The sequence below is a fragment of the Agrobacterium sp. BT-220-3 genome (genome assembly GCF_025910175.1).
Lineage (GTDB): Bacteria > Pseudomonadota > Alphaproteobacteria > Rhizobiales > Rhizobiaceae > Agrobacterium > Agrobacterium oryzihabitans.
The window spans coordinates 1-26,443 of record NZ_JAPAIX010000015.1 but is presented as its reverse complement, the minus strand read 5'-3'; the positions used below and the strand labels follow the sequence as shown (position 1 = coordinate 26,443).

General features: G+C 57.8%; 26 protein-coding genes and 1 pseudogene. 11 read left to right on the top strand and 16 right to left on the bottom strand.

The window, feature by feature from the left end; genetic code table 11:
* Window positions 1–10: 10 nt before the first annotated feature.
* Genes OK142_RS23100 through OK142_RS23080 form a run of 5 tightly spaced genes read right to left on the bottom strand, consistent with a single transcriptional unit; the run spans window position 11 to window position 5,127 of the window.
* A complete protein-coding gene (locus tag OK142_RS23100) occupies window positions 11–1,102 on the bottom strand; it encodes a lytic transglycosylase domain-containing protein (RefSeq protein ID WP_498685476.1) in 1,092 nt (363 codons plus the stop codon).
* Entirely contained in the window at window positions 1,099–3,558 is a 2,460-nt protein-coding gene (locus tag OK142_RS23095) for a VirB4 family type IV secretion/conjugal transfer ATPase (protein WP_427928532.1), read from the bottom strand. Before OK142_RS23095 ends, OK142_RS23100 begins: the two co-directional genes overlap by 4 nt.
* Window positions 3,559–3,561: 3 nt before the next feature.
* Complete coding sequence (locus OK142_RS23090; protein WP_081950740.1) at window positions 3,562–3,861, bottom strand: VirB3 family type IV secretion system protein; 300 nt, start codon at window positions 3,859–3,861, stop codon at window positions 3,562–3,564.
* Window positions 3,861–4,208: a TrbC/VirB2 family type IV secretion system protein gene (locus OK142_RS23085; protein ID WP_052642572.1), complete on the bottom strand. Its 348-nt coding sequence runs from the start codon at window positions 4,206–4,208 to the stop codon at window positions 3,861–3,863. Before OK142_RS23085 ends, OK142_RS23090 begins: the two co-directional genes overlap by 1 nt.
* A gap of 10 nt (window positions 4,209–4,218) precedes the next feature.
* Window positions 4,219–5,127, bottom strand: coding sequence for a lytic transglycosylase domain-containing protein (locus tag OK142_RS23080; RefSeq protein ID WP_498685470.1), 909 nt, complete (start codon window positions 5,125–5,127; stop codon window positions 4,219–4,221).
* Window positions 5,128–5,352: 225 nt separating this feature from the next.
* Between OK142_RS23080 and OK142_RS23075 the strand changes: the two genes are divergently transcribed.
* From OK142_RS23075 to OK142_RS23050, 6 genes are all read left to right on the top strand, one after another.
* A complete protein-coding gene (locus OK142_RS23075; protein WP_427928534.1) occupies window positions 5,353–5,961 on the top strand; it encodes a hypothetical protein in 609 nt (202 codons plus the stop codon).
* On the top strand, window positions 5,958–6,494 hold the full coding sequence (locus tag OK142_RS23070; RefSeq protein ID WP_227705953.1) for a thermonuclease family protein: 537 nt from the start codon (window positions 5,958–5,960) through the stop codon (window positions 6,492–6,494). The genes OK142_RS23075 and OK142_RS23070 overlap by 4 nt, the downstream gene beginning before the upstream one ends.
* Window positions 6,491–7,195: a thermonuclease family protein gene (locus OK142_RS23065; RefSeq protein WP_427928535.1), complete on the top strand. Its 705-nt coding sequence runs from the start codon at window positions 6,491–6,493 to the stop codon at window positions 7,193–7,195. Before OK142_RS23070 ends, OK142_RS23065 begins: the two co-directional genes overlap by 4 nt.
* A complete protein-coding gene (locus OK142_RS23060; protein WP_498685466.1) occupies window positions 7,196–7,600 on the top strand; it encodes a hypothetical protein in 405 nt (134 codons plus the stop codon).
* A gap of 178 nt (window positions 7,601–7,778) precedes the next feature.
* On the top strand, window positions 7,779–8,189 hold the full coding sequence (locus tag OK142_RS23055; RefSeq protein WP_498685462.1) for a hypothetical protein: 411 nt from the start codon (window positions 7,779–7,781) through the stop codon (window positions 8,187–8,189).
* A gap of 9 nt (window positions 8,190–8,198) precedes the next feature.
* Entirely contained in the window at window positions 8,199–8,621 is a 423-nt protein-coding gene (locus OK142_RS23050; protein ID WP_427928538.1) for a hypothetical protein, read from the top strand.
* A gap of 26 nt (window positions 8,622–8,647) precedes the next feature.
* On the opposite strand, the gene OK142_RS23045 is transcribed toward OK142_RS23050, so the two are convergent.
* From OK142_RS23045 to OK142_RS23025, 5 genes are all read right to left on the bottom strand, one after another.
* Window positions 8,648–8,929, bottom strand: a complete 282-nt coding sequence (locus tag OK142_RS23045) for a hypothetical protein (protein WP_244712640.1) — start codon at window positions 8,927–8,929, stop codon at window positions 8,648–8,650.
* Window positions 8,930–9,323: 394 nt separating this feature from the next.
* Window positions 9,324–10,466: a hybrid sensor histidine kinase/response regulator gene (locus tag OK142_RS23040; RefSeq protein ID WP_244712638.1), complete on the bottom strand. Its 1,143-nt coding sequence runs from the start codon at window positions 10,464–10,466 to the stop codon at window positions 9,324–9,326.
* On the bottom strand, window positions 10,456–11,034 hold the full coding sequence (locus tag OK142_RS23035; RefSeq protein ID WP_244712627.1) for a chemotaxis protein CheB: 579 nt from the start codon (window positions 11,032–11,034) through the stop codon (window positions 10,456–10,458). Before OK142_RS23035 ends, OK142_RS23040 begins: the two co-directional genes overlap by 11 nt.
* Window positions 11,031–11,864 carry a CheR family methyltransferase gene (locus OK142_RS23030; protein WP_498685456.1) on the bottom strand — a complete coding sequence of 278 codons (834 nt, stop codon included), beginning with the start codon at window positions 11,862–11,864 and terminating at the stop codon, window positions 11,031–11,033. Before OK142_RS23030 ends, OK142_RS23035 begins: the two co-directional genes overlap by 4 nt.
* A complete protein-coding gene (locus OK142_RS23025; protein ID WP_498685514.1) occupies window positions 11,861–15,271 on the bottom strand; it encodes a response regulator in 3,411 nt (1,136 codons plus the stop codon). Before OK142_RS23025 ends, OK142_RS23030 begins: the two co-directional genes overlap by 4 nt.
* Window positions 15,272–15,495: 224 nt before the next feature.
* Between OK142_RS23025 and OK142_RS23020 the strand changes: the two genes are divergently transcribed.
* Complete coding sequence (locus tag OK142_RS23020; protein WP_498685454.1) at window positions 15,496–16,353, top strand: helix-turn-helix transcriptional regulator; 858 nt, start codon at window positions 15,496–15,498, stop codon at window positions 16,351–16,353.
* A 373-nt stretch (window positions 16,354–16,726) separates the two neighbouring features.
* Window positions 16,727–17,455, top strand: coding sequence for an MOSC domain-containing protein (locus tag OK142_RS23015; RefSeq protein ID WP_244712619.1), 729 nt, complete (start codon window positions 16,727–16,729; stop codon window positions 17,453–17,455).
* Here the strand turns inward: OK142_RS23015 and OK142_RS23010 are convergent.
* Entirely contained in the window at window positions 17,440–19,131 is a 1,692-nt protein-coding gene (locus OK142_RS23010; protein WP_427928544.1) for an FAD/NAD(P)-binding protein, read from the bottom strand. The two genes, OK142_RS23015 and OK142_RS23010, sit on opposite strands and share 16 nt — an antisense overlap.
* A 449-nt stretch (window positions 19,132–19,580) precedes the next feature.
* Between OK142_RS23010 and OK142_RS23005 the strand changes: the two genes are divergently transcribed.
* The 3 genes from OK142_RS23005 to OK142_RS22995 all read left to right on the top strand — a co-directional run bounded on the left by OK142_RS23005 (window position 19,581) and on the right by OK142_RS22995 (window position 21,587).
* Window positions 19,581–19,898 carry a PepSY domain-containing protein gene (locus OK142_RS23005; RefSeq protein WP_244712613.1) on the top strand — a complete coding sequence of 106 codons (318 nt, stop codon included), beginning with the start codon at window positions 19,581–19,583 and terminating at the stop codon, window positions 19,896–19,898.
* Window positions 19,899–19,929: 31 nt separating this feature from the next.
* Window positions 19,930–20,541, top strand: a complete 612-nt coding sequence (locus tag OK142_RS23000; RefSeq protein WP_183368339.1) for a general stress protein — start codon at window positions 19,930–19,932, stop codon at window positions 20,539–20,541.
* A gap of 788 nt (window positions 20,542–21,329) precedes the next feature.
* Entirely contained in the window at window positions 21,330–21,587 is a 258-nt protein-coding gene (locus OK142_RS22995; RefSeq protein ID WP_097143482.1) for a GlsB/YeaQ/YmgE family stress response membrane protein, read from the top strand.
* 767 nt (window positions 21,588–22,354) lie between these two features.
* On the opposite strand, the gene katE is transcribed toward OK142_RS22995, so the two are convergent.
* From katE to OK142_RS22970, 5 genes and pseudogenes are all read right to left on the bottom strand, one after another.
* A complete protein-coding gene (gene katE / locus OK142_RS22990) occupies window positions 22,355–24,505 on the bottom strand; it encodes a catalase (RefSeq protein ID WP_244712610.1) in 2,151 nt (716 codons plus the stop codon).
* Between the two features lie 75 nt (window positions 24,506–24,580).
* A complete protein-coding gene (locus OK142_RS22985; protein WP_092938722.1) occupies window positions 24,581–25,084 on the bottom strand; it encodes a YciE/YciF ferroxidase family protein in 504 nt (167 codons plus the stop codon).
* A gap of 44 nt (window positions 25,085–25,128) precedes the next feature.
* The gene (locus OK142_RS22980; RefSeq protein WP_244712608.1) at window positions 25,129–25,629 is read right to left on the bottom strand and encodes a DUF3597 domain-containing protein; all 501 of its coding nucleotides are present in this window, start codon (window positions 25,627–25,629) and stop codon (window positions 25,129–25,131) included.
* 270 nt (window positions 25,630–25,899) lie between these two features.
* Window positions 25,900–26,124 (bottom strand): annotated as a pseudogene (locus OK142_RS22975) (transposase); the annotation flags it as partial.
* Window positions 26,125–26,303: 179 nt separating this feature from the next.
* A partial coding sequence (locus OK142_RS22970; RefSeq protein WP_498685512.1) for a L,D-transpeptidase occupies window positions 26,304–26,443 on the bottom strand: 140 nt, incomplete at its 5' end.

Below are 26,443 nucleotides of genomic sequence, written 5' to 3'. Positions count from 1 at the left end.
GTTCTCCTTGTCATTCGGCGCTCAACATCAGCTTCATGTCAGCCTCTGGTTCGAGTTTTCGAACGCAGGCCTGTTCGTCCGGATTCCACTCAAGCTGCAGTTCCTTGTCGCAGAGGTCAGCTACCTCGCGATCGTCTTCCTTCTCGTCTCGCTTGTAGTCGCTGGACCGCGAAGACCCCGAGAGCCCGCCCAGATCGAGTGCATTTTGAGAATTCAATAGCTCCGCCATCGTTGTTCCGAGGCGGATGACCTGGTTCATCATCTCGAGGTTCGCATTGCGTGCGCCGGAATTGTGGTCCCAGCTGTCTTGGATCGTGCCGCTTTCCATCTGGCCGAGTTGCTGAAGCCATGACGCAACGTTCCCGCTGTTTTCGGAAAGCGACTGGCTGGTTGCCATGGAGTTGATCGTTGCGTCTCTCGCACCTGAAAAGCCTGACGTGCCTCCGCCGAAGTTTTCGGGGATGTTCGACACATCGGAGCCTCCGAACTGAGGCATCCACTTCCCTTTGATCGCGGCGACATACCCCTGCGTCTCCTTGAACGGAGGGATGCCGCCATACTTTCGAACGTTGCCTGGCCCCGCGTTGTATGCGGCAAGGGCGAGGTTGGTATTGCCGTTGAAGGTACGGAGCTGCTGCTTCAGGTAGCGTGCGCCGCCGCGAAGGTTATCCTCGATATCGTGAGGGTTCACACCAAGATCCTTGGCTGTGCCCGGCATCAGCTGCGACAAGCCCATGGCGCCGACAGGCGACTTTGCGCAGGGATTGAATCGGCTCTCCTGGTAGACGAGAGACATGAAGAGGGTTTCGTCTACCCCTTCCTCACGCGCCACTCGCTTCACGAGCCCGACAATCTCCGGATTGGCTTGTGCTGCCGAGGGGGCGTCACCTCCGCGCCCAGGCCGGTACATCGAGCAGGTGACGCTCTTGCTCACGGAGTGCCGGCGACTGTCTGTTCCCTCGATCTGCTTCGTCGTTTCATTGCGCACTGCATCGGTTGAAGTGAGGGCACCATCCGTAACAGGAACCTGCGAGGAGGCGGGGGGCGCTGTGCCCCAAGTCAAGGCTGCAACCAGCAGCGTTAGAGTCCGACTGTTCCTCATTCGGCCTTCTCCCATCCGCAGAATTTCGCCAACCAGTTTTCGGGTTCGTCTCCGTACTGCTCGCGAAGTGCCGCGCACTCCTCGATCGTCTCCTTGCGTCCTGAAAGCACCTTCACGAGATCCGGCATTGTCGACAGATCGAGACGCGCAATGACAGAGTCGTTGCCATGCTTAATCAGGAAGGTTCTCTTTTCAGGAGGCGTGTTCTTGATGAACTTGAACTCCTTCACCGTCAGGCCGAAGCGCTTGATGTAGCTCTCTTCGTCAGCCCGTGGGTTCGGGAAGTGGATGTTGGTCGCCGATTGCTCAATGAGCGTGTGCGACGCTTTGGATTTGGTAATGTCAGCGGCCGACTGCGTACCAAAGCCCACGATGCCGTTGAGCTTTCGGATCGTCTTCATCTTGTCGACGATGAAGGCGCTGAAAGTGTCATCCATCAGAAGCTGCCAGCCTTCATCCATGAAGAACATGACGGGGTTACCGTCCAGCAGCTCGTCCAGCCGATGGTAAAGATACATCAGCGCAGGGGTTCTTAGCTCCTCGTTTCCGAGGATGTTGGTCATATCAAAGCCAAAGACGCTGTGACCCGAGAAGGAAAGGACGTCATGGGGAGCGTTGAACAGCCAGGCTTTTTCGCCTTCGATCCAAGGGCGAAGCCGCGAGTATAGATCGTTGGCATCGGCCTTGGACCGCCCCATCAAGAGGCCGGCAAGATTGGGGAGGTTCCGCTGAGCTGCCGGCTCCTGCATGATCCGGACGATTGCCTTTTCCAGCGTGTCCTCGTCCTCTTGCGTGAAGTCGGTGCGACGATCGCCGCGCAGCATGGCCTTGAGCAGGCGGACCAGAAATTCCCGGTTCTCGCCGGTGTTTTCCAGTTGCAGCGGGTTAAAGCCCGTGGGCGTTCCCGGAGACAGAACCTCGTAGGCTCCGCCGATCGCCCTGACGAAGATCTCAGCGCCACGGTCCTTGTCGAAGAACACGGCGCGAGGCGTGGGTGAAACCCGCATCGCCTGAGCCAGCAGGAAGGTCAAACCTACGGTCTTGCCAGATCCTGTCGGACCAGTCACCGTGAAGTGCCCGATATCGCGACGGTGGAAGTTGAACCAGTAGGGGGTTTGTGAGGTCGTTTCCAGAATGGTGATCGGCAGGCCCCAATGGGTGCGATCCGCTTGTCCAGTCGCGAAATTATGCATCGAGGAAAGGCCGGAGAAGTTGGCGCTCGACAGCATGGCGATGCGGGAGATGTAGGAGCGGTTCCCCGGCAGCTGCGCCCAGAACGCAGCTTCAAGATTGAGATCTTCCCGGAGCCAGTTGATGTTCATGTCGGTGAGGCAAGCGCCAAGTTCCGACACGCAACGGCTTAATCCGTCGAGGTCCCGCGAAATGCACAGAAGCGAAAAATGATGGAAGCCGAATACAGCCTCCTGATTGAGGAGGCTGTTCAAAGCATAGTCGATGTCGGATTCGACCGAACTACCTGCTTCGTCGGACGCCTTGATTTGGCGTTGAAGGCGGCTGATCCGCTCTTGTGCGATCGGCTTGTCTGCAAGGGTGAAGGACTGAGTCAGGATGAACTCGTGGTTCACCTGCAGCAACCCATCCAACATGCCGGGACCAGTGAATGGAGGATATTCTTTGATCGAGAGTAGAGCGGCATAGCGGCTATCTTCTTCCACCGCCGCTTGTGCCTGCATAGTCCGCTTTGAAAAGTGAAGCCGTGAAGTGCCGACGTAGTTGCGAATTCCCATGCGCGGAAGTCGCATCTTTCGCGGCACACCGCAGGTCAGGATCGTGTTGAAGAACTCGCAGGGCTCCGAATACGGATCGCCTTTAGCCTCTTCTCCATCGATATCCTTTTTCGCGGTATCGTCTGATTTCTTGCGATACGTGATGCCAAGCGGCTTTGCGCCGTACTTGTGCAACTCTTTCATGATGTTCCCAACCAGCTCTTCGAGGTCGGTCACGTCTTCACGGGTCGCTTGGGCCCTGGCCTGCTTGTTCGAGCGTTCAAAGATCCGCTTCAGCGAGTCGCCGAGGCCAAGCGCCCCTTTAATGCCCGAACGCACAATCGTCAGGTAGATTTCGTTCGTGAACATCCGCTTCTTGCGAAGTTGGTCCATATAGCGATCGTTCAGGATCTCGCAGAAGGAGGAATCGAACGAACCGCCGATTTCGGTCTCGACCTCACGACGGATTACAGTCGACCAAAGAGAATAGCGGCTCGAACCTAGTGCTCGGATCATGGTGTTCTGCACAACAGAACGCATGTTCAACTCGGCCTGGTCCTCCGTCTGGAAGAACAGTCCATCAAGCTTGATGACGCTGATCAGGGTTCCATTCTCGAGCCCGATGACCGTGTCAGACACATGCCGCATATAGGGGATGTGAACGGACATAGGCCGCTCGTTGCCGGCGACCTTCCCAAACCCAAGCTCTTCCTTGACGACTTTCAGCATCTACTATGGTCCGTATGAGTTGGTGCCCCAAAAGCGCTTGTTGGGGGTCCTTGGCGTCTTGCGGGACGTGACCTGCAGGACGTCGAGAATCTTGCTGTCCCAGGCACAAAGCGAGAAAAGGACAAGGTAGGCGGCTGGCGCGATCAGCAGTGCCGCCAGATGGTTCGTCACCAGCCACCCAATGATTGTCACGCCGATGATCAGGACGACCGCCATGTAGGGCACGCCCCATAGCGTCGGAGAACGGGTCAAGCCGATCACCAACGGCGTCAAAGCTGGCTTCTCGTCCTGAAAATCGCTCATCAGCCGCCGCCTACCGACGAAATCATCTGGTCAACGATGGCAGGGGCGCCGAACACGAGACCGATGCCAATGACGACGGCTCCGGCCGTGAACCACGAAAGCCTGCCGGCAAATGCAAGGAAGCCGAGGCCGATCACGGCGATGATTGCCATCAGACGTCCGAAGGGGCCGGTGATGAAGTCAACGATCATCTGCACGGCTGTCTGAAGGGGGGCGAATGCACCGCCGCCGCCACCGCTAGCCTGTGCAAGCGCTTGATCAGCGCCTGCAACCTGCAGGGCTGCCACCAAGCCAATGACCGCTACTGCCTTCAATGCCCCGGAATGCCGGGAAACGACGTTCTTCATAGTTCTCTCCTTAAAAATGCATCACGCCGCCGACGAACTTGCCGGTCTTCTCCACAGCGATGACTCCGGCATCGCTGGTGTTCTTTGCCGCCATGTCTCGGACGATCCCGCTCGCCTTCCGTTTGCCGGTTGGCATCGGTAGGCCAAGCTGGAAATTCACGACCTTTGCGACATAGCCGACGGTTTCTTGGAACGGCGGAACGCCGCCATATTCGTAGATGCGCCCCTCCCCGCTGTTGTAAGCGGCTGCGACGAGAAGCGGGTTCTGAAACTCATCGAGCAGGAAGCGGAGGTACTTCATCCCGCCCTCGATGTTTTGAGCAGGATCGCAAATGTCCTGAACACCGAAGCGAGCCGCCGTTTCGGGGATAAGCTGCATCGGTCCGCGTGCGCCTTTCGGTGAATTGCGGATCTCATCGAATCGGCTTTCGGCCCAAGCAATCGCAACCGCGAAGCCCTCATCGACGCTGTATCGGCGCGCAGTGGATGCAACCAGCGCTCTAATCTCCTCAGGTGACAGGGGCGACGGCCCGCACTCTTCAACGGGAGTTCCTGCCCCTAGATTTTCGGGGGTATCACTAGATGTAGTATCTAGAGTAGGAGTTTGGACAGGCTCAATGCGGCCCGTGGCGCGCTCTGAGACATCAAAATACGCGCTGACAGCCGCATCAATGTGATGCCCTTTGGCGCCCGCGTCGTTCGACGCCGTTGCGCCCAAAACTTCGGCTCCGCCCTTCGTGACAACACCGTTTGCACCAAGGACAAATTCCTTCTCTGATGTCTCGACACCGCTCCAGCGATCTTCGAAGTTCGTGACAAGAGATTCCTCGTTGATTGTCACATAACCGTTGTAACTGCTGGAAATACGGCCTGTTGTGGCTAGGTCTTGTGACGCAGCAGTATTGGCCGCGAGCAGCATGGATAATGCTGCGCTAGTCAGGGTTCGCGGGCCTAGATACCCTCCATAGACAGTGTTTTTATCCATCGCACCCGCCCGTCAAACGGTGTTGTGATCGCCACGAAAACCGACTAGAGTTAATGCACACATGATACCGATTTGATGCACTCTTACAAGTTTTCTGATCGGTGTTAAACCCTATTTTGCAGGGTCTACAATCGCACTACGGATGGTTAGGGCTAGATTATGAAACAGGCCATCATTCCCGCGCTTCTAAGTTGCGCAATGGCAACACAAGCGCTTGCCGCTCCTGCGGTGAACAAGGACTACATCAGATCGCTGGCGGCGCCGGGCAAAACTGTTCTTGTCGTCGAGTATTACGACGGGACCGGTAAAGTCGCTGATCGCAAAGGTTACGCCACGGCCAATGGCTTCAAGGCTATCTCGGCGACTGAGTTTCGCGTCGATGAATCGACAACGTTGCATCTGTATGGCGTTCAGCCCTGCAACGGCGATCTGGTCAATCGCGCGGAGGACTATTCCGGGACTTGCGAGGAGTTTGGTACGCAGCAGCTGCAAACGATGCTGCAAAGCCCCAAGGTTCTGTTCTGCAGGGCCTTCATCAGCGAGCAGACTGCCCCCGTTCAGGATGTCACTTGCTACGGCTACTATAGCTATCCTGGAGCAATGGACACGGTTGATAATCTTGAGGAGCAGCTTCTGTCGTTGGGAGCGGTTCGCCTGACTAAGAAAGCCGATGGTTCATTCGAACGTCCTGATCTCACGGAAGCTCAGGAAATCGGCCAGAAGGGTTCCTACGGTATGTGGGCAGATCCTCGGGTGAAGGCGCAATGAAGCTTGCTGCTGCACTCGTCGCGACTCTACTGCCCTTTGCCGCCAATGCCGCACCTGAAGGGTACTTCGATCTTGCTCCCGGCGTTACCTTGGAAACGGGGGACACCTGGATCTCGAACGGAGAGCGGTTTCGTCTCTATGGCATCCAGTCCTGCTTACGCGGCACTGCCTACACGGATGGTCAGGGCAATAAGAAGGACTGCGGTGAGGCATCGCTTGCGATGTTGGCTGCCTACATCAAGGACACCAAACCGATCTGTGCCCCCGTGGCGAAGCTTAATGGCATCTCATATGTCGTTTGTTACGCCACGGTTGGCAGTCAAAGGCTCGACCTCGCGCAGATCATGGTGACAAGCGGCTATGCATTCGCCGCCTTGAAGACCGATGGTCTCCCTTATCATGCCCCCTACGCCATAGCCGAGCAGCTTGCTCAGCAAAAGAAGGCCGGCCTTTGGCAATTCTCCGACGTTCAGCATCCTTCCATCCTGCTTAGTCGTGAGGCGAACCAGCGATCGAGGAGCGCCCAGCCATGATAAACCGCCTTATCCTTTTTATCGCCGCAAGCTCTTTAGCCCAGCCAGCGTTTGCCGCCGATCCGATCTATCAGAACTGGCACGCCCTACGCGGTCAGGCTGCGCCTCCAGTTGCTGCTGCTGTTCGGTTGCCGACGTTCAAAGGCCCGGTAACCGTTCTCGACGGCCGCACGCTATGGTTCGGCACGCTTGGCAATGGCTATAAAGTGAGGTTGGCTGGCATCGACACCTGTGAGCTTCCTCAATGGGCTTTGAACCCAAAGTGGACCAACCGGGAGAAGCAACAGGCTCCTACCCCCGTTCCATGCGGTCCCTTCGCCAAGGCCTGGCTGAAAAGGACTGTCGGAAACAGACCCACGACTTGCGTCGGTCTGGCCTACGCGAACGATGGGATACCCGTCGCACAATGCACGACTAACGGTGTGGATCTCGCCGCCGAAATGCTGCGCGTCGGTTGGGCTCGTCTCGATTCCCCTTACATCAACGCCCAATATTACGCTTATCAGACCAACGCGATGGCCGCCCGGTATGGGATGTGGGGAACCTACGTGTTGGACATGAACGAATGGCGCCGCAAAGCTGTCGACAAGACGCTAGATCGGCATCCGATCGCCGACTTCAATCTATTGGCCGAGAGGAAAAGCGAGATCTCTCCTCCTTTTGCTGATGCGCGAAACAAGCCGAAGAGGACAGACCGATAGTTGCCAGACCTCGCACATATTGCGAACTCTCTCGCAACGGATCCCTTGGCTGGTTTGCTCCTTGCCATCTCCCTCTCGATCGCCCTCATAATCCCGGCGCTGAGACTCTGGTGGATCCACGCGCTACTAGCGGCCTTCCTTCTCATCCTGTCGCTGGCTTTCCACGACAAGCGTCACTTGTCCTTCGACAGCTACCTGGTCGGGCTCTTCGCCTTCGCCGCGGTTTCTCGGGACATTCCCAATCAGCCATTGCTCTATCGCATCGGCATTTCCTGGTTTGCGTGCTTCGCACTGATCTCGGCCGTCATCTACGCTGCAGGCGAACGCATCCAGCACAGGACTCCGCTCGAAAGATTTCTTTCCGAGCCGGCAATTTCAGCAGCATTGATCAAGAGGGACACCTGATATGAAACCAGTGTATTTTGCCGCAGCCGGTCTCGCGGCTCTTGCCATCTCTCCAGCATCTGCCAAGGCCGAGGATGCCTCATGGGGTTGCCAGATCCTCTTGTGCGCAGCCTCACAAAGCCCGTCATGGCATGGCGTCCCCTACTGCGTTCCCCCGATGAAAAGGCTCATATCAGCTATGGCGAAGCCCGGCTTCTCCTGGCCGATCTGCCATGAAGCAAAAGCCGGAAAACCGGGCTATGAACCTTACGAGGAATGCCCTGCCGGCATGACCGCCGTTTCCTCCCGCACCGATGGGGACCGGCCGTTCTTGGGCCGAGACGACAAGGATCAGTGCACGAAGACCGTCAACCAGTGCAGCAACCGTGCCGCCTTCCGTACCCAATTTGGTGACAGCCAAGAAAACGAGCGCAAGGGTGTCACGATCCGGCAGATCAACCAGAACAACGACAATGATGTTTTCAACCGAGACAATGGGTGCATGGTGCAGATCACTCAGCCCCGCCCTCGCCGCGCAGACCCTTATTATTTCGACATTCCGAACGATAGGGGCGTCAAGCAGCGCGCTTGGTTCAACCTGAATGACTGAGTGGATGACATGAACAGCAACATTCTCATCGTAGCAGCCGCAGGTATCGGCATTCTCGCCGGTGCTGGAGGTACTTATCTCGTCATGCCGGAGCCAGAGCCGGTTGTTCGGGCCCCTACTGATGCGGAGATCGCGGCCCTTATTGCAGCCAATCCCTCCCTAATTGCCGAACCTCCGGCCCCTGTGCTTGAAATACCGACAGAAGAGGAAGCTCTGGCCGCATACCGCAAGGCTTATGCCCGCAATCCTCTGAGGACCGGCCGCGGTGAAGCCGATGTAGCCCTTGCTTTGGGAGAGTGCGACGAGAACGCCAGCGGTCCAGGCGTATCATGCGTTGCGGCCATCAAGAGGAATCCGAACGCAGCTCCTCTCGATCGCGTCATTGGATTTGCCAAGTCTGCATCCGGCGAATGGGTTGCCACCAACTACTGATTTCAGGGCCAGATGCCTGTTTAGCATCAATGCCCGGACAGTGAGGTGGAGCCTGAAAGAAGAAGCTCCATTTCCTCAGGGCTTAGGTTCCCCTTGGAGGCAATCAGATACCCTGCTACGTAAAGCAGCTTCTGATCTATCTCATCTGGATCTGACGGCGCGTGCCTGATGATTTCCATACGTGCCTCCGCCTCCTGATCCATGTCAGCGCCGCCCATGCCGCTGAGGACTGCCAGGTAAGCCGCCCGGTGACGTTCGACCTTCACGGACAATGGCTCGTCTGGCTGCAGCTCAAGCTTTTCTATCATCTTTCCCTCTCCACAAGCGCAAGCGATCACTCCTTGACCTCCCGAAATCGAGGGGAGGGCAGGAGCCCCGCTCCTGCTCCCGAGCTCGTGCGGAACAGCTGGAGAGAGGGGGACAAGCGCTAAACCGGAGGGGGATCACCCACCCGGAGGGCCGAGACGTATTTCATGGAAATGCGGCCGGTGCTGCAGGCCGCAGGCCGAAGCATGGGGAGACGGGTTTAGTGCTTGTGGGGGAGAGAGGGCAGAGCGCCTTTCTCCCCTCTCAGTGCGCTGAATAAATTCGCCTTCCGGCCCGAAGGATATATTCCGGCACAGATAGCTGCCAGGCGGCTACGCGCCGTCATTTCCGTCATTCGAGAGCGCCAGAACACATCCTGGAAGCAGCCATTCTCCACTATGGAGCTATCGCTGCCTGTATCGGTAGCTCAAGCGTGAAAACGCTGCCCAACCCCGGACCACCACTCCATACCGAAACATCGCCGCCGTGTAGCTCCATGAGTTGCTTGACGAGGGCGAGGCCGATCCCAAGTCCCCCATGAGCATGCTTCCGATGCTCTTCGACTTGCTCAAACATCCTGAAGATTGCGCCAGCGGCCTCGGTAGTGAGGCCCAGCCCATTGTCAGTTACGCTTATGCGATAGGTGCGCGGATGTAACTCCAGCGCTACCTCAATCTGACCGCCCATTGGCGTGTATTTTGCGGCATTATTCACGAGGTTTGAAATGCACTGTGTCAGCCGAACCTTGTCAGCGGATATCATGCAGGACTGATCCGGAACCCTGATGGTCACTGCATGGTTTCGCTCCTCGATTGCCTGTCCTGTCATGTCCAGCGCAGAGTGAATGGCATCTCTCAAGTCAAAGTCAGCCTTAACGAGATTGATTTTGCCCTGCGTTATCCGTGACACATCGAGCAGGTCGTCAACGAGCCTGATTATGTGGTCCATCTGTTGGTGCATGAGGCCATGGATCTGCTCCACCTTGCCAGCATCCGGCTTTCTCGAAAGAATTTTCAGCCCGCCATTGAGAGCGGCGAGTGGGTTGCGCAGTTCATGGACGAGAACGCCGATGAACTCGTTCTTTCGCTTGTCGGCGAGCTGAAGCGCGCGAGTCTGCGCCTCGAGAAGGTCGCGCTGTTCGGAAATCATTTTACGCTGACGATAGAGCTCTGCAAAAATCTCTGCCTTGCTGCGCAGAATATCCGGCTCGATCGGTTTTTGAATAAAGTCGACGGCGCCCGCTTCATATCCCTGGAACCGCCGCTCGGCTGTATGGGTACCGGCAGTCACGAAAATGATCGGAACCCGCCGTGTCCGCTCATTGCCTCGCATAAGTTCGGCAAGTTCGAAGCCGTTCAGTCCTGGCATCTGAACGTCAATCAGCGCCAGTGCCACATCATGTTGGAGCAGAAGCTCGAGAGCCTCATCGCCGGACCGCGCCTTCAATAGCATCAGCTCGTCGCGTTGTAGCAGAGCTTCCAGAGAAAGCAGGTTCTCTGGAAGGTCGTCAACCAAGAGGAATTTGACGTCAGTGTTCATTTTCGATGTTCTGCAAATAGGTTGAAATCTTGGACAAGGTCAAAACATGAGCGCCTGGGCATGCGCGGATAGCAGCTTCGGGCATGGCCCGAGTGAAAGCCTCGGTCGGATCCTGAACGATTGCCGTTCCGCCAGAACGAACGACGGCCGAAAGGCCTTGGGAACCGTCATGATTGGCGCCCGTGAGGATAATCGCTGTCAGTTGGCTGCCCCAGGCATCTGCCGCGCTCTCGAATGCCACGTCGATCGAGGGCCGCGAGAAGAGGACCTCTTCTTCGCTGGATAAAGCGACATGCGTTCGCCCCTCGAGCGACAAATGATAATTAGGGGGCGCGAAGTAGATGAACCCGGCTTCCACGGGCTCCTTGTCTTCCGCCTCAATCGCGCGAAGCTGACATTTGAGGTCAAAAATCGCGGCGAGCACACTGCGTTTGTTTGGCGGTAAGTGCACCACGACGAAGATGGGATATGGATAAGTCGCAGGTAGTGGTGGCAATAGCACGGACAGGGCTTCGAGCGCCCCAGCAGAGGCGCCGATGATGATCGCACCGTTCGGATTGTCCTTCACGAGCCGATCCTCTGATAGATCTTCTCATCTCGGACGAACTCCCGGAAGCCATCGGCATGCGTTGAAAACCGCAGTGTTTCCTTCGAGCCCAGCCCGAGAAAGCCGTTGCGTGGCAGCGCATCCCGGAAAAGACCGACAGCCCTGTCCTGTAGATCCCGGTCGAAATAGATCATGACGTTCCGGCAGGAGACCAATTGCATCTCACCAAAGACCTGGTCCGTCACAAGACTATGATCTGAGAACACGACATTGCGCCGCAGGCTTTTGTCCAGGATGCACCGGTTGTAGCCCGTCGTGTAATAGTCAGACAAAGATCCCTTGCCGCCGGAGTCACGATGGTTCTCGGTGAACAATCTGACCCGTTCGATGTCATAGATTCCGGCTTCCGCTTGGGCGAGGGCCTCTGGATTAATATCCGTCGCATAAAAGAGGGTTCGCTCCTCAAGCCCTTCCTCGCGAAAAAGGATGACAAAGGAATAGAGCTCTTCGCCCGAACTGCATCCGGCAATCCAGATCTTCAAGGAGGGGTAAGTGCGAAGATGCGGAACGACCTTCTCCCGGATCGCCGCGAAGTAGGACGGGTCGCGAAACATCTCGCTGACCTGGACCGTAAGGAAGCCGAGCATGTCGTCAAGCATCTCGGGATGATGAAGGACGCGCTCCTGCATGGCTGAGATGGTCGCAAAGCCCAACTGTTCGCGTGCCTGGCGCAACCGCCGCCGGATCGACGACATGGCGTAGCTGCGAAAGTCATAGTGGTAGCGATGATAAAGCGCCTCCAGCAGCAGCCGGATCTCAATATCCTCCACCTTTTCGAACGTCTCCGTCATTGCGGCATCCAGACCCGCACGAGAGACAGAAGCTTTTCGACGTCAAGCGGCTTTGCCATATAGTCATTGGCGCCGGCTTCAATGCAGCGTTTCTGATCGTCAGGCATTGCCTTGGCGGTCAAGGTAATGATCGGCAACTTCTGCCATGCTGAGTTCTTGCGGATGTGGCGGGTTGCGGTGAGGCCATCCATGACCGGCATCATTACATCCATCAAAACCAGATCGATCCGCCCGTCCGGTTTACTCAACGATTGTTCTAGTTTTTCCAGTGCCTCCTCGCCATTTCTGGCGATATCGACGATCACCCCGCGTGGTTCGAGGATGTTGGTCAGGGCGTAGACGTTGCGCACGTCGTCCTCGACGATCAGAATGCGGCGCCCTTCCAGCAGTTCATCGCGATTGCGGGCTTTGCGGATCATTTGCTGCTGCTCGTCCGGCAGCTCGGAGACGACCTGGTGCAGGAAGAGTGTAACCTCGTCGAGCAGCCGTTCCGGCGATTTAGCACCCTTGATGATGATGGATTTCGAGTAACGGCGAAGCCTCTGTTCTTCTTCGGACGAGAGAACTCGTCCGGTGTAGACGATGACAGGTGGGAAGGAATGCATGCCCGCTTCGCTCAACGTTTCCAGAAGCGCAAATCCGGACGTGTCCGGTAACGACAGATCCAGCACCATGCAGTCGAAGGTCTGTTCAGCCAGCAACGAGATGCACTCTGCCGCAGTCCCGGCCCCCACCGTTTCGACGTCATGCGACGACAGAAGTTTCGAGAGCGCGTCTCTTTGAACGGCGTTGTCTTCAACGATCAGCACGCGCCGCAGCGTTTGTTCGGCCTTTGCGCCTAGGGACTCGATCATAGATACCAGATGATCGCGTTGAACGGGCTTCAGCGCATAGCCGACGGCGCCCAACGAGAGAGCCCGATCGGAATAATCCTCGGCGGAGAGGATGTGGATCGGAATATGGCGCGTCCGCACGTCACGCTTCAGGCGGTCAAGCACCGAAAGGCCGGATTGATCCGGAAGACCGACATCGAGCAGGATGGCGTTCGGCAGATACTGATGGGCGAGCTCCAGCGCTTCGTGAGCGGTTCCGGCAACGAGCGCCTGGAACTTCAACTCGCGGGCGAGATCGCGCAGGATGAGTGCAAAGGACTGGTCGTCCTCGACAATCAGCAGCTTGCGGGCCGTTGCCTCGGATGCTGCGCGGTCGTCATCGACGATAGCGACGGCCTTCGGCTTTTGTGCAGTGATCTCTGCTTCAGCCCGCAATACGGGTTCTGCAGCAGACGCGATGGGCGGGGCCAAATCCTGCTTCGGAGCCTGGACCAGTGCACTGTCGAACTCTGCCGGGATGATGACGGTGAACGTGCTGCCCTGACCAAGCTGGCTTTGAAGCTGGAAGCGGCCGCCAAGCAAGCGCACGAGTTCGCGAGAAATCGACAGACCAAGGCCGGTGCCACCGAACTTGCGGCTGATGGTGCTATCCGCCTGATGGAAGGCCTCGAAGATCCGCTTTTGCTGCTCGTCCGCAATCCCGATGCCGCTATCCTTGATCGCAAAGGCCACTTCATTGTCGCCGTGACGGCTGACCCCGAGCGACACACTGCCCTTCTCCGTAAACTTCACGGCATTCGCCAAAAGGTTCTTCAACACCTGCTCGAGGCGCTGCGGATCGGTATGGATGACGGCCGGCACGCTGGCGGCGACGGAGACGTCAAGCTTGAGACCCTTGTTTGCCGCAAGCGGTTCGAACATGTGGCGCAGTCCGTTGATGGTCCGCTCTATGGATACCGCTTCCGGATTTATCTCAACGTGGCCCGCCTCGATCTTCGACAGGTCAAGAATGTCATTGATCAGGTTCAGGAGGTCATTGCCTGATGACTGGATCGTTTGGGCGAACTGGACCTGTTGGGCAGTCAGATTGCCTTCGGAATTGTCGGCCAGAAGCTTGGCAAGGATGAGCGACGAATTCAGCGGTGTTCGCAGCTCATGCGACATGTTCGCCAGGAAGTCCGATTTGTAGCGGCTGGCAAGTTCCACTTCCTTCGCTTTGGCTTCGATTGCGTCTTTCGACCGTTCAAGATTGTCCCGCTGCCGTTCCAGTTCTTCCGCTTGCTCTTCGAGCTGGGAATTGGTCTGTTCGAGTTCGGCCTGCTGCTGCTCCAGCCGCGCTTGCTGTTCGCGAAGCGCGCGTCCCTGTTCTTCGAGCTCTTCGTTGGAAACGCGCAGCTCCTCGCCCTGCACCTGCAGCTCTTCCGATTGCCGCTGGGTCTCTTCCAAAAGAGCCTGGAGGCGGGTCCTGAATTCCGCTGATCGGATGGCGACAGCAACAAGCTCTGAGACCTGTTCAAGAAGCGCCAATGTCTGATCGCTGATGGGAGACAGGAAGCCGAGTTCGAAAACGCCTCTTATGTCCCCTTCAACGATCGCAGGCGCCAAGGCGAGATAACGGGGCTTTTGCTGTCCAAGACCGGATCCAAAACTGATATAACCGTCCGGAACCTCGCCAACCGCGATCGGTCGGTGATCCCGCAATACATGGCCGAACAGGCTGTCGTTTTGGCCGAAGCTTGTAGGCAGCATCACGTCCGATGGCACGCCGTGCACGGCCATGCGATGAAATCGGCCGGCATTTTCGACATAAATGGCACCTGCAACGGCACCGAGATAGTTGGTGAGGAAGCCCAGGATGTTTTCGCCAAGTTTTCCGATCTGCTGCTCACCGGTGACGGATGCAGCCAGGCCCAATTGTGCATCCCGCAACCACTGTTCGCGCTTCTGCGCCAGAGTGGATTTTCTCACAAGTGCGGAGATCGCGAGGGTCAGGATAATGCCAAGCAGCCCCGAAGCTAGCGCGCTCGCCCAGGCGATCATGTATGACGCATTCATCTCCTCAAGGCGCTGGCTCCGCTCTTCACCAGCCTCGCTGCGCAGTTGGGAGATGACGTTGCGGATGCCGTCCATATCGCTGCGACCGCGGTCTGATTTTACAAGGGTCAACGCTTCGACGGACCCTCGTGTCTCGAAGACCTCCAGTGTTTGTGCCATCACTTCGAGTTTGGACGAGACAAACGCCCGAAGTTCCTCAACACTCCCACGCTCGCGCATCTCGGCTGTGGCAGCCGAGCTGATTGTGTCCATTCGGGTCTGAACCTGTGGGAGGGCGCGGTGATATGGCGCAAGATAGGCCTCCTCAGAGGTCAGGAGAAAGCCACGTAAACCCGTTTCTGCATCTTGTATGTCGATCAAAAGCAGGTCGAGTGCCACCACAAGACCATGCGTTTGCGTCACTCTCGCATTGCTGTTTCGGACGTTCTGGACTGTGTAAACGGTTAGCGCGGTGCTGATGACGAAAAAGAAGATCGCGGTCACTGCGCCGATAAGAGCGCTTCGCTCCAGACCTAGCATTTTGTTGCCTGTCAGTGCGGACGTTTTTCTGTGCATCAGAAGGTCTCTAAATACTTGGTCAGATGATATTATCACGTAAGAGTGACGGCGTCGGATAAGGGAATTGGCTAGCGGGGTCGCAAAGCGTGTGGTTCCTGTGTCCCACCCAATCCCGCCGATCACGTCAACTTGAATAGAGTGCTAGGTAGCAATAATTTTATGAGGAAAGCAAGATTACGCTAAAAATGGAACGAAATGAGTTGCTTGCCCTTCAGGGGTTGGCCCATTCGCCGCAACGTCACGCAAGGAAGCTCAGCGGCTTCACGGTGGAGTACGTTCAACCAGAGTTGGGTGCTGCTTTCAGTTACGACTGGACGAGCGACCTCCATTTTTGCGCCTACCATGACATTGTCCTGGAAGATGGGGGCATACGTGCAGGGGATGGATTGGAGGACAACCGCCGTGACCTCCGCCACACGCTGACTTATGTCCCGCGGGGTGCACGCGTCACTGGCTGGTCCGAACTCCAAAGGCGGAACAACTCGTTCACAGCTATCTATTTTGATCCGGCAGCTCTCCGGCAGGAGCTGGACACTCGCTTCGCCGAACATGTCGATGAAAAGGTTTATTACCGAAGCGACGAAGTCGCGGGATACCTGCGCCAATGGGCCGGCCTGCTAAAGCGAGATCATTCTGATGCTCTATACGAAGAAGCATTGGGCCTGATCACGATCTTGGCGATCCACAAAGCAACAATGCCGGCATTGAGACAGCCGCCGCCCCTTGGCAGAGCGCCCCTGGCTCTGATCGACGAGTTTATCGAGGAGAACCTTGGCTCAGATCTCAGCCTGTCGAGCCTTGCTGCACTCGCGGGCCTAAGTCGGTTCCATTTCAGCAGGGCCTTCAAGGCGTCCACTGGAGAGACCCCATACCAGCACGTGCTTCGACGTCGAATGGAAAGGGCACGATTGCTCTTGGCCGCAGGGGACCTGCCCATCGACGAAATCGCCAGCAGGCTGGGCTTTCGGGATAGCGCGTATTTCCAGAGGACTTTCAAGTCATGGGTGGGAATGAGTGCGAAAGAGTTCAGGGACCGGATGTAGGTCCTCACTGAATGAGCGCTTCAATTGTCCGGCCAATAAGAGCAGAATGTCTGCCTGCGCCTGCGCCTGCTTCGCAGCTAGGAACTCTGCGAACTCTCTCTGGCCAATCGTGGCTAGACGAGAACTGAAATGGGTATCTCACAATCGGCCCTACCAAACCGCGTGGACCGGCTTGGAACGCTGGCAAACAAGTTGGCGTCAGCCAACCTTCAAAAATCCCCGTTTGGGCAGTCCGAATCAAGATCTGTAGAAAGGCGTTAGGTTGCTGCATCAATCTTCGCAAAAAGATTGCAAACTAGTCCCGGGTCCCAGTTTTCTGGAACATCAAGCCGTGTTCGGTGGATATTGAATATTTGTGAATGAAGGAACAACTATGCGAAAAATCGGTCGAGTGCGGGAAGTCTGGCGCTATCCGGTGAGTTCTCTCGGCGGGGAGACGCTCGCCTCGATCACCGTTTCGCCCGAGGGCATCGCTGGCGACCGGCGTTTTGCCCTGTTCGATCCGGAAACGGGCCTTGCCGCCGCGCCCGAGAAGGAAACGCGCTGGCGCCCCGCCCTCTTCATCACCGCCTCGCAACCGCCTTCCGGATTGCCGGTGCTCCGCTTCGCCGACGGCGCGGAGCATACGCTCGATGATGGCGCATTGCCGGACCGTCTGGCGGAACATTTCGGCTTCCCGGTCGCGGTCGGGCTCGTCGGGTCTGGCGATTACCGCTTCCCCGTCGTCTCCAATCGTTACAAGCCAGCGCCGCTTCACCTGGTGACGACCGCTTCGACGGAGGCGCTTGCCGCGATAACAGGCCTTCCGCCACTCGACGCAAGACGGTTCCGCCCCTCCGTGCTGATCGAAACGGAAGAAGGCGAAGGTTTCATCGAAAACGAGTGGGTTGACCATACGTTACGCATCGGAGACACGGATATCCGCGTCACCGAGGCGTCGCGCCGCTGTGGCATGACGCTTGTCGCACAGCCCGGCATGGCGGAAGAGCCCGATGTGCTGCGCGGGATCATGCGCCACAACAAGCGCAATCTCGGCGTCTATGCCACGCCCACCGAGGGCGTGACCATCAGTGTCGGCGATGCCGTTTACGCCGAGATCTGAAAGAGCGGCGTTTCCGCCTGCGAGATATCCTTGAGGATTGCCCGGCCGACAGTCTCGCCGATATCCCGGGCACTGGTGATGCCCTGAACGAAGGGCTCCTTGTGCAGGAGGAAGGCGATTGCCGCGCAATAGAGCCGGCCTTCCGACATCAGGCCGAGACGCGGGCGATAGAATTCATCGACATCGATGCCGCCGGTGCGCACCATATCGGGATCGCGATCGAGCGACATGATCGCCTCGACCTTGGGCGTCGCGGCTTCGCGCACGCCTCCCTGATCGACAAGCGTCGGAAAGGGGAGATCCGTCGCCGAGAGGGTTTCCTGACCGGTCGCATCGATGAAGGCGCCGAAGCGATGCACCGTGCCTGACAACTCGACCTCTGCGCCCCGCTCCAGACCGACCTCGGCCGTGCGGATCGTATAGTCTTCGCCGAGCCGCAGGATGGACAGTTTGCCGACACGCGACAGCGCGAGCAGACGGCGGATCGACATCAGCGGCACGGTTGCATAGTCGTCGATGAAGATGCCCTTGAAGTGGCGGTGGAAGCGCTTGAGGTCTTTCTCGTCCAGATGCGGAATGACGCGCGCGACAATCTCGTGGGTGATCAGGATCGCATAGCGCCACGGCACGGTATAGCGCTTCACCCTATTGTCCTCGGCCTCGGCCAGGTTCTTCGCGGCCCAGACGAACGGATCGCTTTCGGTTCGGTCGGCATAGTAGGCGGCTGCGAAGGTCTCGACGGTCAGCTGCGAAAGGCCGATGCGGGCGGCATAATCCGGGTCGCGGGCGACGATTTCTCCGCGGAACAGCTCGAAGACCTCATCGAGCAGGTCGTGACGACCTGTCGCGATCAGCGCGTCTATGGCCTCTTCCGTGCAGACGAGCGGCGTCACATAGGGCAGCGGGCAGTAGAAGTCGGCCTCCGGTAGGATGCCCTTGCGGGACATCAGCGTCGCGCGAAAATCCTCAGTCCCGGCAGCCGGCTGATATTGCAGATCACCCGCCGCATCGCTGTAGAACATGCCGTGGGCCGTCGCCACGGTCATCAGGGCGTCGATCCCGCTCAGCGAGGTGCCAAGAATGCCGACGGGTTCATTGCGGATCGACTTCAAAACAGTGGCCGGCCAGGGCGAAACGAAGTAGCCGGGTCGTATTTCGGTGCTGTCGGGCCAATTGTGGCCGGTCGCCATCACGACGTGGTCGAAGACTGCGTCCTCCTCTGCGTCGGGACGGGATACCCTCAGCCGCACTGCGGCCGCCTGTATCTCGATATCGGTGACCTTATGGCGGGCCAGCACGTGGATTTCGTGGCCGCGTTCGCGGGCCAGATTTTGCATCCGGGCAAACTGCGCCTGCATGTAGTCGCCGAGCACGAGGCGGGGATAGAATTCCCGCTCATCAATCGCCTCGCGGCGGATGCCGTGGCGCATCAGCGTGTCCTCATCCTGCCGCCGCAGCCATTCGACCAGGGTCTCGGTGAAAGCCGGAAGCTCGATGCTCGGAATGTTGGAGAGCATCGCCGGGTCATTCATATCGGGGTGATAGGGCGTACCCTTGCCCGGCTCTCCCTCTGCTTCATAAAGGGTGATCGACAGGGGAACGGTCGAGCCGATCAGTTGTTTGAACGTGTAGAGGCCGGTTGGACCCGTGCCGATGATCGCAATTCGTGGAAGCATGGACATATCCTATGTCCGGCGAATAATCTCGCACGGCTGTCAGGGAATGTTCCACCCTTGAAATTGTTCCCGCCCTCATGCGCCCGCGCGAACTAGCCTTCGAGAAAAGGGGGATCGTGTGAACGTGATGTGAGATCGGCTGTTTATGTTATCATGCCTAAATCATAATGACGTGTTCAAGTGTTCGCCAACTTTGTCAAAACACTCCGTCCCTTGGACCTAATGTGAAGCCGGGTTTCGACAGGGGGCATCTATCATACAAGATAATGACGTTAATAAAGATGTTATATTGGCTCGCCTAGGGAAAGAAACACTGAGGTTAAATTGAGTTAGGCTGTCGATCCGCAGCTTTGGGTTCATACCGCACAAACGTCTAAGGCGGAACTTTCCCCAGGCGCGCGCATTTTCGCTACCGGACCGAGCAACCAGGTCTGCAAAGAGGAAAACCCATGAAAAAGATGATTTTCGCGGCGGCGCTTGTGTGCGCCACGGCAGTGTCTGCCTATGCCCAGACCACCACTGTTCCTGCGACGGACGGCGACACGCCAGCCGTAGCGACCCCGGAAACACCAAATGCGGCAGCCCCCGTTGAGGGCGCAAATTCCTTCACCGAAGAACAGGCGCGTGAGCGCATCGAAGCGGCCGGCTTCACCGGTATTGCCGACCTCAAGCTCGACGACCAGGGCGTCTGGCAGGCTACGGCGATGAAGGACGGCAAGTCCATGCCGGTGGCCATGGATTACCAGGGCAACGTCGTCTCCAAATAATTTCGCGGAAACGCAAAGAAAGGTCATTCCCATGAAAACCGTTACCGGACTTTTTGACAACTACAATGATGCAAGCGCAGCCGTCAGCGCGCTGGAAGCGCGTGGCGTCCCGTCTGACGACATCAGCATCGTTTCCAACAATGCTGACAACCGCCACAAGCATGAAGATAACGACAACGGTGCCGCAGAAGGCGCTGGCACCGGTGCCGGCATCGGCGCTGTCGTCGGTGGCGCAGGCGGTCTTCTGACTGGCCTCGGCATCATGGCCATTCCCGGCGTCGGACCGGTTGTTGCAGCCGGCTGGCTTGCCGCCACTGCCGCTGGCGCCATCGCTGGCGCGGTTGCCGGTGGTGCGGCTGGTGGCCTCATCGGCGCACTGACGGATTCCGGCGTCTCGGAAGACGAGGCCCATGTCTATGCTGAAGGTGTTCGCCGCGGTGGCACGCTGGTCACCGCTCGTGTGGATGACGGCATGGAAACCGAAGCTGACATGATCCTCAAGCAGTCCAACCGCGTCGATCCGATGGCGCGCCGCCAGGCCTATTCGGAGCAGGGCTGGACGAAGTTCGATCATTCCGCTGATCCTTACGGCCCCGCCGAAATCGAGCAGGAGCGCGACCGCTATCGGGTTCGCACTGTCTAAAGTCTGATATGCGAGGACCGGCTCACGCCGGTCCTCGACGTTTTCGAGGCACATCATCTATCAACAGGGATGTCGGTTGGCTTTCCGGAACCTCAGAAGGTCACCCATGCGAAGCATTTCCGATACCATCGAGCGGCTCGCGCCCGCGCGCAGGCGCCAGGCGCCACTGGCGAGACGAATAAGCTTGCCCGACTGGCCGATCCTGCGCGAAACCCTGGGCTGCCAGCGGTGCACGTGTAGTTTGAGTGCTCGTCCCGCCCGTGGATGCGCCAGCTATCCCTAGACTTACAGTGGCTTGCGTGATCAATCACCATCTCCTGGGCCCTCGCACACTTTCGAGGGGCAAGTGAGGGAGTTGAATGGAAAGTCAGAGATCGTCAATCGTCGACGGCACAAACGGTATGCGAGTGACAACTCCTCCTAACCTCTGAGCTTAGTTATTGACGAGACTAAACATCTGGCAGGTGCGCGGTCATCGGCACGAGTAGCCTCCACAAGATCTGCGGGGCCAAACCTTAAATTCTCCGCTTTACAATTGTCTTCTCCAACGCTTATCGGGTGTAAAATGCGCTGTCCGCGTCTGCTCAGCCCATAGCATTATGAGCAAGTCCATTGGTCCCAGAGCATCATGGTCGACCGGTTCAGTAACCATCAACTAAACCTCGTCCAAGATATAATAGAACGACGCCACTTCCTTTCCCAGATGGAACAAAGTCCCACGGCATGGAGTTTCCTCGTCACCTCCGGAGCCCCGGATGTATTTTAGGAAACCGGAAGGAAAGTTGAATATGGAAGACGCAGGTATCGGCTGGATCGCGGCGATCATCATCGGTGGCATTGCAGGGTGGCTTGCAGAGACGTTTATGAAGAGCAACATGGGCGTCATCATGAATATCCTTCTCGGCATTGTCGGTGCGATAGTCGCCAACTTCATCCTTTCACTGTTCGGGATCGTTCTCGGAGGCTGGCTCGGCTACCTTATCGCCGGTTTCATCGGCGCATGTATCTTAATTGCGCTGGCGCGGATGGTAAGGCGAACAGCGTGAAGCAGTAAAATCGTTTGGGCGGCGTCGTGTGCAGACGCCGCCGGGAACCTTACCCGGCATCAACCGACATGGTAGAACCGAAAACCGTGTGTAGTGCCGGAGCTACCGGCAGAGCGCTGGTGCTTTGTGGTCTCTTCGCCCGGCAGCAGAGATCATTATCGGTCGGACATTTAATCTCCTACCTAAAGGCGCACACATCCGGGCTTGCTGCTCGACGTAGCGCCGCAAATGATTGGAACTAGTTGTCTTCGCTCGGAAACCGCCTTTCCGGATTAAATTAGTTCACGACCTTTAGAAGCGCGCGCATTGGAAGTCCGAGATGACGCGACAAATGCCGCAAATCGCAAAGGCTCGTCAATCACGTCCTAGTTGAGCTCGTCAAACAACTGTTCTTCATCGATTTAAAGGATCAGCCCGGCTGCGCCCCCTTGGCAGCCTTGTCGCAATCCGTGCGCTAAAAGCCATTTAGCCGGCCGCCGAGACCGTTGCTTGGAATTGTAAGCCTATAGTGGCCCGAATAAATGTTCCCAGCCCGCCGGTACGGCGCCAACCCCAATTTGGACGGGTCCCCATCCGTCGCTCTCGATGTTATTCGGCTCAGCAAGCGCGGCCAGCAGGGACTTTATATACTCACTCCTCATTTATGGGCTCCGGGTGCGTTATTTCATACGTGCTTGTCGTTCCATGGAACGCCAACATTGGAAACAACTATCTCGTCCCTCACCGTTTAGAGAGAACGGCGCGGACATGAGGTCCGCGCCTGAACTTCAAACGACCGGAGGCGAGGCTTTGCCGAGCTTAAGAGCAGGTTCCCGGCCCCACACCCGCAACTTCCCAAGTTCGGATACAAAAGCGGCAACCCCCCCTTCACCGGGAAGTGCGATCGTGCCTTCGTCGAGATCGTCGGTGATTCCAGCCTTGACGAGAAGCGGGAAAGCGCTCTCGTCGTAGCCGATGAACTTGCAGTGCTGGAATGCGTCCGCCACGAAGTCCCGTGCTGTCGCCTCCTTCACCAAATCCTCAACTGCGCCCGGAGCCGCGAGGACGGCTACGGCGTCGAACAGCACCGAGGGGCCACCGTCGATCATGTGCTGCGCCTCTATCCAGGTCCCATCGGACGCGGTCACGCCTCCGATCTTCGGCGCAATCAGCTCGACCAAAGCCTTCTCCTTCTCGATCACCATCATCAGCTTCTTGAGGAGCTTTGCATCGACGCCATCCGTTACAAGCACGCCGAGTTTGCGGCCCTCAAACCGCTTCGGTCCGCCTTGCACGATGCTAAGCGCGGGAGACGGCTCCAGATCCTGACGTGTGGGCATGGCAGCGTCGGCGGGCTTAGGCATTGTCTGGATTCCGAGCTTCTGGGCAACGGTGGTGGCGAGCGTCTCGTCGATGTTCAGCAGGTGCGAGATCATCCGTTCGCGGATAGCGACGGTCTCGACCTTGCTTAGCTCGAACGTGAGTGCCATCGCGATGTGCCGCTGCTCGGGCGGCGTCTGACTGAGGAAAAACTGGCGGGCCTGGCTATAGTGGTCGGCGAAGCTTTCCGGACGCAGCCGCACTTTCTGGCCGTTCTCCTCGGCCAGAAAGTGGCGGTATCCTCGGGACGGGGCCTGCCGGGGACCTTCCCCGAACGAGTTCGGCTGGTAGTTTACCCTGCCGACCGGGTTGCGCATCGCCATGTGCCCGTCCTGCTGGAAGTTGTGGAAGGGACACTTTGGTGCGTTGATGGGAAGGTGCGTGAAATTCGGTCCGCCAAGCCGCTTGAGCTGCGTGTCGAGGTAGGAAAAGTTTCTGCCCTGAAGAAGAGGGTCGTTGCTGAAGTCGATCCCCGACGGAACGTTGTGCGTCATGAACGCGACCTGCTCGGTCTCCGCGAAGAAGTTGTCCGGCATGCGGTCGAGCACGAGACGGCCGATTGGTTTTACCGGCAACAACTCTTCCGGAATAATCTTCGTCGGATCGAGGACGTCGAAGTCCCAGTTGTCGGCAAACTCTTGATCAAAGAGCTGCACAGAGAGTTCCCATTCCGGAAAATTGCCGGATTGGATCGCCTGCCAGAGATCGCGACGATGGAAGTCGGGGTCGGCGCCGTTGATCTTGACAGCCTCGTTCCACGCAACCGACTGGAGGCCGAGCTTTGGCTTCCAGTGGAACTTGACGAACGTGGACTCGTCTTTGTCATTGACGAAACGAAAGGTGTGTACGCCGAACCCCTCCATGAAACGGAAGGATCGTGGGATGGTGCGGTCGGACATGATCCACATGACCATGTGCATGCTTTCCGGCGTAAGGCTGATGAAGTCCCAGAAGTTGTCGTGGGCGGTCTGCGCCTGGGGGAAGGCCCGGTCCGGCTCCTGCTTTGCGGCATGTACTAAGTCCGGAAACTTGATTGCGTCCTGAATGAAGAAGACAGGGATGTTGTTGCCGACGAGATCCCAGTTGCCTTCCTGCGTATAGAACTTCACGGCGAAACCGCGGACATCGCGGGCGAGGTCCGCAGAACCTTTGTTGCCGGCGACAGTAGAAAAGCGGACAAAGACAGGCGTTTTCTCGCCTGCGCGCTGAAAGATGTCGGCGCGGGTGACGTCGGACAAGGATTCATAGGTTTCGAAGAAGCCGTGGGCGCCATAGCCACGTGCGTGAACCACGCGTTCCGGAATTCGCTCGTGGTCGAAGTGGAAGATCTTCTCGCGGAAATGGAAGTCGTCCATCAGCAGCGGACCGCGGGCGCCGATCCGAAGAGAGTTCTGGTCGTCGGCGATTGGTCCGCCTTGCGACGTGGTCAAAACGTCGGCACCGTCCTCTGCGATCTGGTGGAGTTCGCCGCCCGCGCCTCGGTGAAGCTGCTGATCATGGATGGTGACAATGTCCGTGGAAGAGGACGAGCGGGTCGCCCGTTTTATTCGCTTTGCCATGTTTTTCCCCTTTGGTGATGGCTGGATACAAAAAGGCCGCCCCTGTGGGACGGCCTTGAATACTGAACTGGGACCTCAGGAAGTCTTGCTTTTGCCCTTGGCGTTCGCAGAGGCCTTTGCAAGCTGCGTGAGCTTTTCGTCTGTCGCCTTCTCCTCGGCGAGGTTGGCCTCCAGCAGGGGTACGGCGTCCTTCAGACCAAGCTGTTTGGCCCACTCGATCAACGTGCCGTAACGGGCGATCTCGTAGTGCTCGACTGCCTGGGCGGATGAGATGAGGCCTGCATCCAGAGCCGGAGACTCCTTGAACTCCTCGATGATCTCTTCGCCTTCGGCAATAATGCCCTGAATGGCTTCGCAGGTCTTGCCGCGCGCCGCCTTTCCGAGCAGTTCGAAGACCTGTTCCAAGCGTTCGATCTGGCCCTGGGTCTCGTCGCGGTGCTGCAGGAAGCCTGCCTTTCCTTCTTCCGAATTGGCGGCGCGGGCCATCTTCGGAAGGGCCTTCAAGATCTGCTTCTCTGCGAAGTAGATATCTTTGAGAGTGTCGAGGAAGAGGTCGTCCAGTGTCTTGGTGGCTGCCATATCATTTCTCCGTTGTGAATGAGGATCAGGTCTAAGAGTTTGGTTCAGTCAAGCAGGTCTGCGGGGACCTTCCCTCCGTTTTCCGACAGCTTCTTCATGAGAGCCTTGTGAAGAAAAGAGTTCATTTTGGCGCTGCCATCGGCGTCGCCGGTGTAGCCTAGTTCCTGCGCCAGTTCCTTTCGCTCTCCAAGGCTTGCGTCCATGCCGAGAGCCTTCATCAGGTCAACAATTGAGTGGCGCCAGTCGAGCTTCTGGCCAGACGTCTTTGCCGCTTCGTCGAGGATCGATTCGACGTCGACCGGAGTCCGGGAGTTTCCGCTGTAACCAGCGCCTCCTTCTATCTGCGGAACAGGGTTTGCAGTCTGTGCTGCGGACGTTTGGGGAGTGTTGACGGCCGGGGTGGGAGCCCCTGATTGGGCGGGCGGTTGGGAAACAGGCGTGGCTGAAGATGCCGGTGCCGTGGAGCCCATGCTTGACCCTTGCGAGGACGGAGCAGCATTTGCTTCGCCAAAAATTGCGTCCTTAATGCGGTCGAAGATGCTCATTCATTTCTCCTGCTGTGACTTGGTCAGGGCGCTCGATCCGCTCCGGAGCTGCAGCACGCGTATGTACCCGGCCGTCGCGAAAAATTGATGTGCTGTCGCCCCGCCGATTAACGCGGTGGACAGATCGCGGTTCCGTCTGCCTCAGGCTCGGGAGCAAAATTCCTTCGCGGCGGTCTCCAAGCGCAAGGCTCCCCGGTTCAACGAGCGCGTGGACAGCCGCGATGCTACTTAGTGCACGTTGGTTGGCTTGTTTCTTTACAGGCAGTGTCTCTAAGCGAATGGCTCGATCAAGCCAGTGACGACGATGCGTGCCTCAAGCAGATAAAGTTTCCCGCGGCCATACATCTGACGCTTTACGAGCTTGAGCTTGGTGATCTGGCCTTCAGTCTGGCCGTTCGACCACTGGGAGGTTATGGCATTCTGGATTGCCGCTCGGTCTCGGATAACGCCATTCGCGAATGATGCGACCACCCGCGTAAGGCGCGTTCGTCGTAGCCCCCAAACAGGCATGCCAACAGGATGATAGCGAATGCGAGCCAGGCGCATCGCTGGGCGAGCCAGAACCGGCGCTAAAACGGGCCATGATCTTCGACACCTTCCGGTAGCGGTATCGGCTTAGGCGTTCGTTTCATGGGACGATCCCTCTGTGGGTTCGGCATAGTGGTAAGCCGGCCCTACTCGACAAATTCGACCATGACGCCCGGCTTGACCATGCCGGCCAGTTCCTCGACGTCCCAGTTGGCCAGCCGAACACATCCATGCGATCCGACCTTGCCGATCAGCTCCGGTACTGGCGTGCCGTGAATGCCGTAGG

Excerpts from the sequence above, each read along its gene's own strand:
- OK142_RS23100 (WP_498685476.1), bottom strand. The coding sequence starts at position 1,102 with ATGAGGAACAGTCGGACTCTAACGCTGCTGGTTGCAGCCTTGACTTGG.
- OK142_RS23095 (WP_427928532.1), bottom strand. The coding sequence starts at position 3,558 with ATGCTGAAAGTCGTCAAGGAAGAGCTTGGGTTTGGGAAGGTCGCCGGC.
- OK142_RS23090 (WP_081950740.1), bottom strand. The coding sequence starts at position 3,861 with ATGAGCGATTTTCAGGACGAGAAGCCAGCTTTGACGCCGTTGGTGATC.
- OK142_RS23085 (WP_052642572.1), bottom strand. The coding sequence starts at position 4,208 with ATGAAGAACGTCGTTTCCCGGCATTCCGGGGCATTGAAGGCAGTAGCG.
- OK142_RS23080 (WP_498685470.1), bottom strand. The coding sequence starts at position 5,127 with ATGCTGCTCGCGGCCAATACTGCTGCGTCACAAGACCTAGCCACAACA.
- OK142_RS23075 (WP_427928534.1), top strand. The coding sequence starts at position 5,353 with ATGAAACAGGCCATCATTCCCGCGCTTCTAAGTTGCGCAATGGCAACA.
- OK142_RS23070 (WP_227705953.1), top strand. The coding sequence starts at position 5,958 with ATGAAGCTTGCTGCTGCACTCGTCGCGACTCTACTGCCCTTTGCCGCC.
- OK142_RS23065 (WP_427928535.1), top strand. The coding sequence starts at position 6,491 with ATGATAAACCGCCTTATCCTTTTTATCGCCGCAAGCTCTTTAGCCCAG.
- OK142_RS23055 (WP_498685462.1), top strand. The coding sequence starts at position 7,779 with ATGGCGAAGCCCGGCTTCTCCTGGCCGATCTGCCATGAAGCAAAAGCC.
- OK142_RS23050 (WP_427928538.1), top strand. The coding sequence starts at position 8,199 with ATGAACAGCAACATTCTCATCGTAGCAGCCGCAGGTATCGGCATTCTC.
- OK142_RS23045 (WP_244712640.1), bottom strand. The coding sequence starts at position 8,929 with ATGATAGAAAAGCTTGAGCTGCAGCCAGACGAGCCATTGTCCGTGAAG.
- OK142_RS23040 (WP_244712638.1), bottom strand. The coding sequence starts at position 10,466 with ATGAACACTGACGTCAAATTCCTCTTGGTTGACGACCTTCCAGAGAAC.
- OK142_RS23030 (WP_498685456.1), bottom strand. The coding sequence starts at position 11,864 with ATGACGGAGACGTTCGAAAAGGTGGAGGATATTGAGATCCGGCTGCTG.
- OK142_RS23025 (WP_498685514.1), bottom strand. The coding sequence starts at position 15,271 with ATGCTAGGTCTGGAGCGAAGCGCTCTTATCGGCGCAGTGACCGCGATC.
- OK142_RS23020 (WP_498685454.1), top strand. The coding sequence starts at position 15,496 with ATGGAACGAAATGAGTTGCTTGCCCTTCAGGGGTTGGCCCATTCGCCG.
- OK142_RS23015 (WP_244712619.1), top strand. The coding sequence starts at position 16,727 with ATGCGAAAAATCGGTCGAGTGCGGGAAGTCTGGCGCTATCCGGTGAGT.
- OK142_RS23010 (WP_427928544.1), bottom strand. The coding sequence starts at position 19,131 with ATGCTTCCACGAATTGCGATCATCGGCACGGGTCCAACCGGCCTCTAC.
- OK142_RS23005 (WP_244712613.1), top strand. The coding sequence starts at position 19,581 with ATGAAAAAGATGATTTTCGCGGCGGCGCTTGTGTGCGCCACGGCAGTG.
- OK142_RS23000 (WP_183368339.1), top strand. The coding sequence starts at position 19,930 with ATGAAAACCGTTACCGGACTTTTTGACAACTACAATGATGCAAGCGCA.
- OK142_RS22995 (WP_097143482.1), top strand. The coding sequence starts at position 21,330 with ATGGAAGACGCAGGTATCGGCTGGATCGCGGCGATCATCATCGGTGGC.
- katE (WP_244712610.1), bottom strand. The coding sequence starts at position 24,505 with ATGGCAAAGCGAATAAAACGGGCGACCCGCTCGTCCTCTTCCACGGAC.
- OK142_RS22985 (WP_092938722.1), bottom strand. The coding sequence starts at position 25,084 with ATGGCAGCCACCAAGACACTGGACGACCTCTTCCTCGACACTCTCAAA.
- OK142_RS22980 (WP_244712608.1), bottom strand. The coding sequence starts at position 25,629 with ATGAGCATCTTCGACCGCATTAAGGACGCAATTTTTGGCGAAGCAAAT.